General features: G+C 47.5%; 6 protein-coding genes and 2 pseudogenes. 3 read left to right on the top strand and 5 right to left on the bottom strand.

Annotation, left to right across the window (positions count from 1 at the left end):
• From AC1DUA_RS21335 to pyrR, 5 genes and pseudogenes are all read right to left on the bottom strand, one after another.
• Positions 1 to 748 (bottom strand): carbamoyl phosphate synthase preATP-grasp domain-containing protein (locus tag AC1DUA_RS21335; protein WP_477501686.1); only part of this gene is annotated, 748 nt, incomplete at its 3' end.
• Between the two features lie 14 nt (positions 749 to 762).
• Positions 763 to 1,947 (bottom strand): glutamine-hydrolyzing carbamoyl-phosphate synthase small subunit, encoded by a 1,185-nt coding sequence (gene carA, locus AC1DUA_RS21330; protein ID WP_477501685.1) that lies wholly within the window; start codon positions 1,945 to 1,947, stop codon positions 763 to 765.
• A 159-nt stretch (positions 1,948 to 2,106) separates the two neighbouring features.
• Positions 2,107 to 3,390: a dihydroorotase gene (locus AC1DUA_RS21325; protein ID WP_477501684.1), complete on the bottom strand. Its 1,284-nt coding sequence runs from the start codon at positions 3,388 to 3,390 to the stop codon at positions 2,107 to 2,109.
• Between the two features lie 127 nt (positions 3,391 to 3,517).
• Positions 3,518 to 3,958: pseudogene (locus AC1DUA_RS21320) on the bottom strand (aspartate carbamoyltransferase); the annotation flags it as partial.
• Positions 3,955 to 4,509 (bottom strand): bifunctional pyr operon transcriptional regulator/uracil phosphoribosyltransferase PyrR, encoded by a 555-nt coding sequence (gene pyrR / locus AC1DUA_RS21315; protein ID WP_477501683.1) that lies wholly within the window; start codon positions 4,507 to 4,509, stop codon positions 3,955 to 3,957. The gene pyrR and the pseudogene AC1DUA_RS21320, both read right to left, overlap by 4 nt.
• Before the next feature lie 522 nt (positions 4,510 to 5,031).
• Here pyrR and AC1DUA_RS21310 point away from each other — a divergent pair.
• The 3 genes and pseudogenes from AC1DUA_RS21310 to AC1DUA_RS21300 all read left to right on the top strand — a co-directional run.
• Entirely contained in the window at positions 5,032 to 6,756 is a 1,725-nt protein-coding gene (locus tag AC1DUA_RS21310) for an ABC transporter ATP-binding protein (protein ID WP_477501682.1), read from the top strand.
• Complete coding sequence (locus tag AC1DUA_RS21305) at positions 6,753 to 8,639, top strand: ABC transporter ATP-binding protein (RefSeq protein ID WP_477501681.1); 1,887 nt, start codon at positions 6,753 to 6,755, stop codon at positions 8,637 to 8,639. Before AC1DUA_RS21310 ends, AC1DUA_RS21305 begins: the two co-directional genes overlap by 4 nt.
• A 108-nt stretch (positions 8,640 to 8,747) precedes the next feature.
• A pseudogene (locus AC1DUA_RS21300) lies at positions 8,748 to 9,082 on the top strand (2,3,4,5-tetrahydropyridine-2,6-dicarboxylate N-acetyltransferase); the annotation flags it as partial.

Genomic DNA, 9,082 nt, shown 5'->3' with positions numbered 1-9,082 from the left:
CTACGATGCTGTCCCCTGTATGTACGCCTACTGGATCAAAGTTCTCCATGTTACATACAACGATACAGTTATCGTTTGCATCACGCATTACTTCATACTCGACTTCTTTCATGCCCGCGATGCTGCGTTCAACGAGACATTGGCCGATTGGGCTGTAACGAATTCCGGAAGCTACGATCTCCGTCAGCTCTTCCATCGTGTTACAGATACCGCCGCCAGTACCACCAAGCGTGTAAGCTGGGCGAATGATGATCGGGAAGCCAATTTCGTTAGCAAAATCTACCGCTTGCGCGACTGTTGTTACGATTACGCTATCCGGTACAGGCTGCTCTAGTTCTCTCATCAAATCTCTGAAAAGATCACGGTCTTCCGCTTTCTCAATCGCTGTAAGCTGCGTACCCAGAAGCTTCACATTCTCGCTCTCTAGAACTCCTGCGCGAGCAAGCTCTACAGCCATGTTAAGGCCTGTTTGACCGCCTAGAGTCGGAAGCAAACCATCAGGACGCTCTTGACGAATGATTTGTGTAACGAATTCAAGCGTAATGGGTTCGATATATACTTTGTCTGCCATGTTCGTATCTGTCATGATCGTAGCCGGGTTGGAGTTGATCAGGATAACTTCCATACCTTCTTCTTTCAATGCTTGGCAAGCTTGTGTTCCCGCGTAGTCGAATTCCGCTGCTTGACCGATGACGATCGGACCGGAACCGATAACCAGGATCTTTTTGAGTGTATTATTTTTTGGCATATTACAGTTCCTCCCTAGAGTTTTGCGTCAGCAAAACTTGCTTCGTAAGTTTTACTTACAGATGTCGATGCCGTGGACGCTTTCCACTGAGCAAGCATTTGCGCTTGGCGCGGCTGTTCTGGGTTATCAAGTTTGTACTGACGAATCATCGAGATGAAATCATCGAACAGGTAGCTGGAGTCAAAAGGTCCAGGCGCAGCTTCCGGATGGTATTGAACCGAGAACGCTGGGAATTTCTTATGTTTCAAGCCTTCGATTGTACGGTCATTATTGTTAATGTGCGTCACTTCAAGATCAGTACCAGCGACGGACTCATCTTTAACTGTGTAGCCATGGTTTTGCGATGTAATGTAGCAGCGGCCAGAAGCCAAATCTTTGACAGGGTGGTTACCACCGCGATGTCCGAATTTCAGTTTGTCAGTGTCAGCGCCGCAAGCAAGTGCGAACAGTTGATGACCCAAACAAATTCCGAAAAGCGGGATATCGCCAAGCAATCCTTTGATCATTTCGACAGCGTGAGGAACGTCTTTGGGATCCCCAGGGCCGTTAGACAGCAGGACGCCGTCTGGTGCAAGGCGACGAATTTGTTCCGCTGTTGCATCTTGAGGCACAACAACAACGTCACAGTCGCGTTTGCTCAGATCGCGGATAATTCCGCTTTTTGCCCCGTAGTCAACCAGCACGATGCGCTCTTTGTGGCCAGGCGCTCCGAACACACTTTTCGTGGAGACTCGCGCAACTTGATCCGTCATGAGGGAAGTGCCTCTCAGGATTTCAGTCAACTCGGCAACGGATTTATTGGAAGTTGTCAGCAAGCTTTTCATAACACCGTGGTGACGGATCTTACGCGTCAACATACGCGTGTCGATGCCGCTGATGCCTACGATGCCGTATTCCTTAAGCAAGCTGCCAAGCGTGTATTGAGCTCTCCAGTTGCTCGGGATTTCTTCATGCTCACGAACGACAAAGCCATGAATGAATGGGCGTACGGATTCAAAATCATCACGAATCACACCGTAGTTCCCCACCAATGGATAAGTCATCGTTACGATTTGACCACAGTAGGACGGATCGGAAAGAACCTCCTGATACCCTGTAATCCCCGTGTTGAATACTACTTCACCGACGGACTCACCTTCACTACCGAACGATTTTCCTGTAAAAAGCGTGCCGTCTTCCAGCAACAATCTTGCCTGCATGTATGTTCAGCTCCTTCACTATTGTCAGGCGATTCTAACGAACCGCAGATGTCCTGCTAATTTGTTACCATCAATCATGCATAGACTTGCATAAAAAATGATCAGTTTGTATAAATATACACGATTTTGGGGTCCCCGTATAGATCGTTCGTGTCGTTTTTATGAATAAACGATTTTTCCTGAAGCGATGGTAACCACCGGCCAGCCCTTCAGTTTACATCCGATAAATGGTGTGTTTTTGCTGCGCGAAACAATCTCTTCTTTGAGAACCTCGCGTTCTGTTTCTAAATCTACGATCGTAATGTCCGCTACGCTGCCTACATTCAATGTTCCATATGGAAGACCGAATACATCAGCAGGTTTCTTAGTCATACGATCTACTAGGAAGCCAAGCGTCCACTTACCCGTCAGGACAAATTTCGTATACAGCAGGTTGAACGCTGTCTCGAAACCAAGGATACCGAATGGCGCAAGCATCATGCCCTTCTCTTTCTCTTCTTCCGAATGCGGCGCATGATCCGTAACGATAATGTCGATCGTGCCGTCTTCTAGACCTTCGATGACAGCTTGCACATCGCGTGGCGTGCGCAGCGGCGGATTCATCTTCCAGTTAGCGTCAAGCCCTGGAATATCTTCATCTGACAGCACGAGGTGATGCGGGCATACCTCTGCGGTCACTTTAATTCCGAACTGTTTCGCGTGACGAATCAAGCGAACCGATTGCTCTGTAGAAACGTGGCACACGTGGTAGTGAACTCCTGTTGCTTCAGCTAGCAGCACGTCGCGACCAACATGAATCGCTTCGGATTCGTTCGGGATGCCTTTCAGGCCATGCTTCTTCGCGAAAGAGCCTTCGCTGACAGGAGCTCCGACTACAAGCGTATCATCCTCACAGTGAGCGATGATGGGCATTCCGATGGATGCGGCCAGTGCCATGGCATCCTTCATCATTTGCGCGCTTTGCACGCCTACACCGTCATCCGTGTAGCCAATGACGCCCGCTTCTTTCAACGCGGCAAAGTCAGTCAACTCGCGGCCAAGCTCATTTTTGGTGATCGTGCCGTATGGCAGCACACGAATTACGCCTTCTGTAGCTGCTTTATCCAATATGTAGTTCACCGTCTCCACAGTATCGATGACGGGTCTTGTATTCGGCATACAAGCAATCGTTGTAAATCCGCCTCTTGCAGCGGAACGCGTTCCAGTCGCAATGTTTTCTTTATGTTCAAACCCAGGTTCTCTCAAGTGAACATGCATATCGATGAAGCCAGGTGTTACCAGCTTGCCTGCTGCGTCGATGACTTCATGCCCATCTGTTTGTGGAACTGAACCGTCAGCTGCGTCCAGAACCTGAGCGATCTTATCATTTTCAACTAAAATGTGTTTCTTCGCTTGTACATTATTTGCGTCAACTGTGAGTCCGTTTAGAATCCAAATGCCCATTGTGGTGAAATCCCCCTGTTTTATGATAACGCTCGTTCGATGACAGCCATACGGATCGGCACACCGTGAGCAATTTGTGTGAAAATTTTTGACTTTTCATGTTCAACAAGTTCATCGTCCAGTTCCACATTGCGGTTAACCGGAGCTGGACTTGCGTTGGATGCTCGTTGTTTCCATCACCCGCGTTAATGAGCGGGATTTTGATTTTCTCCGCGAGCTCCTGGAGCACGCCGTTCGGCTTCAGGCGGATGACGCCAGCGTCGATGCCCATAGACTCCAAGGTGCGGACTGTGTCGTAGATGGACTCGCCTTTTTGTACGCTGGACTCCGCAGCCGAGAAGTTCAGCACGTCCGCGCCCAGACGTTTTTGCGCCAGCTCGAAGGAAAAGCGGGTTCTTGTACTATTTTCAAAAAATAAGTTGGAGACGAATTTGCCGTTAAATTGATGGGTCACTTTCGCAGGACTCTGCTCCCAGTAAGCCGCGCGGTCAAGGATGCTCGTGATCTCGTCTGCGCTGACCCCTTTTAATCCCAGAAAATGCTTCGTTTGTGTACTCACTATGCTCACTCCTGTTTCCCCCTCTGTTGAAGTATAATGACGCCGTCTTTATCGTCGATTTCCGTTAGCAGCACTTCAATGCTTTCACTTTTGGAGGTAGGCACATTCTTTCCTACATAGTCCGGGCGAATCGGCAGTTCGCGATGCCCTCTGTCCACAAGCACGGCCAACTGAATCATTTGCGGCCTGCCTAAGTCGATTAAGGCGTCCATTGCTGCTCGCACCGTGCGTCCCGTAAACAGGACATCATCGAACAAAATGATTTTCCGGTCTTGGATCTGGATGCGGCCGCCTTCCTGAACGTTCTCAACTGATTTCACTTTGACCCGATCGTCTCGATAAGAGGTGATATCAATCTCGCCAACAGGAACCGGTATGCCTTCGATTTCCAATATTCTCTCAGCGACTCGCTTCGCTAAATAAATGCCTCGTGTCCGAATCCCAATTAGGGTACAATTTTCTACCCCTTTATTCTTTTCAAGTATCTCATGCGCAATCCGCGTAAGAGCACGGCGAATTCCCATTTCATCTATAATCGTGTGTTCGGCTGCTTCGTTCATTTGAATCGCCTCCTGAGAGTTTTCCTTAGGAAAACTTGCATCGTAAGCATAAGCTTTGTTTTGCTTTAGCAAAACTTGCATCGTAAGCATTGGCAGTGTTTTCGAAGAAAAACTTGCCCTGCAAGCATAAGCTGAGTTTCTTTAGCGAAACTTACATTGTAAGCACTTGCTAAGTTTGGGCCAGGTTAGAACACACCAAAAAACTCCTTGCCCATTACTTGGCAAGGAGTTAGCGTGCATAAAGATACAGAGCGGGGCATAAGGATGCGCACATCCTCAAGCTTGTTCATAAACTGAATCCGCGATTCAGTCTATCCCGTCTTTTCTTATCGACTACCTTGCCAGCCTCTCTGGACTGTTTTTAAAGGTACATATGTAATTAAAAGAATTATGCCACTTTCGACAAGATAAGTCAATATTAATAACGTTGATTTTTTGATCAGATATTTTATCATGTGTTATAATTTACATATTAAATGCACACTGTGGCACTTACTCACAATTCCCTAAGGAGGAAAACATTTGTTCAAACTGTTTAGACTTTTGAACCCGTACAAATTTTCAGTTGCAGCAATCATCGCCTTAATGCTCCTTCAGTCTTTGTCTCAACTGTATCTCCCTACTCTGCTCTCGGATATTGTCGATGTCGGAGTCTTACATGGCGATGTTGCTTATATTGTCCGTTATGGGGCTTATATGCTCTTGGTAGCTATGGGCGCGATGGTTTGCGTTATGATTGCCAGTTACTTGCTGGCGCGGACAGCCACTGGATTCGGCAGAGATTTGCGCCGCAAGCTTTTTAGCCATGTCGAAAGCTTCTCCTTACATGAATTTGACAAGGTCGGCACCTCCTCCCTTATTACACGTACCACGAATGACATCGCACAAGTTCAGCAAGTTATTGTCATGATGCGGATGTTCATCGGCGCACCGACGATGCTGATTGGTGGTGTAATCATGGCAAGCTACAAGGATGCCTATCTAGCCGTTGTCCTCATCTCTGTGATCCCGATCCTCGCATTAGCGATCGTCGGAATCATGTTCAAAGGACTTCCTCTATTTAAAGTGCTGCAAGTCAAAATCGATGCCATCAATCTCGTGCTACGCGAGAATTTGACCGGTATCCGGGTCATTCGGGCTTTTAACCGCTCCGGTCATGAACAGCAGAAGTTTGAAAAAGCGAATCTGGATTACACCCAAACAGCTATCAAAGTGAACACGATCATGGCGACTATGATGCCCATCATGATGTTGGTCTTTAATTTGGGGATTGTCGTCATCCTTTGGTATGGCGGCATACGCATTGATAGCAATCAGATGCAAATTGGCGATTTGATGGCTTTCATTCAATATGCGATGCAAATTATGTTTTCGATGTTCATGATGACGATGATTTTCATGATGATTCCAAGAGCGTCCGCTTCTTCAGGGCGTATTAATGAAGTTCTATCTATGACCTCTACGATACATAATAACAAAGAGGCAATGACTCTTCCTTCCGATCAAGCAGCGATTGAATTCAAGCATGTAACTTTCAGTTATCCGGGTGCCGAGCAGCCTGCGATTCGTGATATTTCATTCCGTGCAGAGCCAGGTGAGGTAACAGCCATTATTGGAGGCACAGGTTCTGGCAAAACGACACTGATCAATTTGCTGCTGCGCTTTTATGATGTAAATGAAGGCACCATTACGATTGACGGCCATGCGTTGCCTACATTAAAGCTAGATAGCCTAAGACAACAAATTGGATACGTCCCTCAAAAGGCAGCCCTCTTCTCCGGCACTGTTGCTGACAATATCCGTTTTGGACGTGAGACGGCAACGGAGGAAGAGATCTACCAGGCTGCACAGACAGCGCAAGCTGCAGATTTCATTGCTGAACTGAAAGACGGCTATCAATCAGTCCTCGCTCAGGGAGGCACGAATTTATCCGGCGGTCAAAAGCAGCGGTTAGCTATTGCCCGAGCCCTTGCTCGCAAACCGGAAATCTACGTTTTCGATGACAGCTTCTCGGCGCTTGATTTCAAAACAGACGCTAGACTAAGAGCGGCACTTAAAACCGAAACTGCACAAGCCACGAAAATCATCGTAGCTCAGCGCGTCAGCACCATCATGGATGCGAATCGTATTGTCGTACTAGAAGACGGACGTATAGCCGGGATCGGCACACATACCGAGCTGATGAGCACCTGCGACGTCTATCAAGAAATCGTAGCATCCCAGCTGTCAGAGGAGGAAATAGCATGAGTGATCAACCAAAAAATCAACAGCGCCCTTCCTCCCAGGGTGTTAGTCCAGCTCATTTTGGCCGAGGCGGTATGGGTGGAATGGGTATGCCCGTTCAAAAGGCAAAGGATTTCAAAGGCACCTTGCGCCGTCTTTCCAGCTACATGAAACCTTTCAAGGTATCCATCGTTTCTGTTTTTATAGCAGCCGTGCTTAGTACGGTTTTCAGCATCATTAGTCCCAAACTCATGGGGAATGCGACGACGAAGCTATACGAAGGCTCCATGGCTAAGCTGAAAGGTGTGCCTGGCGCACACATCGACTTTGATGCGCTGCTTCAGATTGTTTTCATACTAGCTGCGCTTTATGTTTTCAGCTCTGTTTTAACTTTTATCCAGCAAAGAATCATGGTTGGTGTCACACAGAAAATTGTGTTTAACCTCCGCAAAGATATTAGCGACAAGCTGGCTCGGGTGCCTCTTTCTTTCTTTGATTCTCGCAGTCATGGGGATACGATGAGTCGCGCCACGAATGACGTGGATACGATCTCCTCCACTATGCAGCAGAGTTTAACACAACTAATCACATCCATCGTTACTCTGCTAGGGATAATTATCATGATGCTTACGATTAGCCCTCTGTTGACTTTGGTAACCATCATCACATTGCCATTAAGTATTTTGGGAACGAAAATGATTGCTTCTCGCTCCCAGAAATATTTCAAAGGGCAGCAAAAAACGCTTGGCGAGCTCAATGGCCACGTCGAGGAAATGTATACAGGGCATACCATTGTCAAGGCATTCGGGCGTGAACGCCAATCTATTGAGAAATTCAATGACATCAATGATCGGTTGTATCATTCAGGTTGGAAGGCGCAGTTTATTTCCGGGATGATATTCCCCCTGATGTCTTTTATCGGGAATATCGGATATGTGCTGGTCAGTGTCATTGGCGGTATCATGGTAACGAATGGCGCGATCAAAATTGGGGATATTTTAGCTTTCATCCAGTACTCTGGGCAATTCGGGATGCCCATTACGCAGGTTGCTAACATTGCAAACGTTATTCAGTCCACCATCGCCGCCGCGGAGCGTATCTTCGAGCTGTTGGATGAGCCTGAAGAAGTACTGGAGGAAACTGACAGTAAGTCCATAACGCATGTGCGGGGGCACGTCAAGTTCAACGACGTCGCTTTCTCCTATAAAACGGATGAGCCGCTCATTGACCATATGAATATTGAAGTGGAGCCAGGTCAAACCGTGGCCATCGTTGGCCCTACCGGTGCAGGGAAAACAACCATTGTAAACCTGCTCATGCGCTTCTATGAATTAAAAGGCGGAACGATATCCATTGACGGTGTTGATTCCCGTAAAATGTCTCGCAGCCACCTTCGGGGGCTCTTCGGAATGGTCCTACAAGACACGTGGCTGTTCAACGGCACGATTCGCGAGAATATCGCTTACGGGCGAGACGGAGCATCTGAGGAAGAAATCGTAAGTGCGGCTCGCGCGGCGTATGCCGATCACTTCATTCGAACGCTGCCGGATGGATACAACACCATTTTGAATGAAGAAGCCTCCAATCTCTCCCATGGACAAAAGCAGCTGCTTACCATTGCTAGAGCAATATTAGCGGATCCAGCAATTTTGATTCTAGATGAAGCGACAAGCTCCGTTGATACGCGGACGGAAGTGTCCATCCAGAGGGCCATGAACAATCTAATGGAGAACCGCACGAGCTTTGTCATCGCCCATCGTTTATCTACCATCCGTGACGCTGATCTCATTCTTGTGATGAATCACGGAACTGTGATTGAACAGGGAACACACGAACAGCTTTTAGCGCAAAATGGCTTCTATGCCGACCTCTACAACAGCCAATTTGCCTCAAAAGCCATCTCATAATCAGTGGGCCGCGCATTCGAGTTGATTCGACTCGATACGCGGTCCTTTTCACGTCGCCCCCTATCTGATAATATAGGAGAGTCAATTTAATTTTAAGGAGATGTCACCATGAGCGAAATGAATACGTTAGAAATCATCCAGTTTATTAAAGAAAGCAAGAAAAAAACTCCGGTTAAAGTATATGTAAAAGGAAACCTGGAAGGTATTGAATTCGGCGAAGGCAGCCAATCCTTCATTTCTGGCGGAAGCGGCGTCGTATTTGGCGAGTGGAGCGAAATCTCCCCTGTGCTTGAAGCTAACAAAGAGCAAATCGTTGATTATGTGGTTGAATCAGACCGCCGTAACTCCGCAATTCCTATGCTTGACCTGAAAGGAATCAATGCTCGTATCGAGCCAGGTGCGGTTATTCGCGATAAAGTACATATCGGAGACAATGCGGTTAT

The sequence above is a fragment of the Paenibacillus sp. 01T422 genome, assembly GCF_056398785.1.
The sequence above is the reverse complement of the archived record's forward strand: the minus strand, read 5'-3'. Positions and strand labels throughout refer to the sequence as shown.

Bases quoted from the DNA above. Each gene is read 5' to 3' on its own strand.
- carA (WP_477501685.1), bottom strand. From the start codon at position 1,947: ATGCAGGCAAGATTGTTGCTGGAAGACGGCACGCTTTTTACAGGAAAA.
- AC1DUA_RS21325 (WP_477501684.1), bottom strand. From the start codon at position 3,390: ATGGGCATTTGGATTCTAAACGGACTCACAGTTGACGCAAATAATGTA.
- pyrR (WP_477501683.1), bottom strand. From the start codon at position 4,509: ATGAACGAAGCAGCCGAACACACGATTATAGATGAAATGGGAATTCGC.
- AC1DUA_RS21305 (WP_477501681.1), top strand. From the start codon at position 6,753: ATGAGTGATCAACCAAAAAATCAACAGCGCCCTTCCTCCCAGGGTGTT.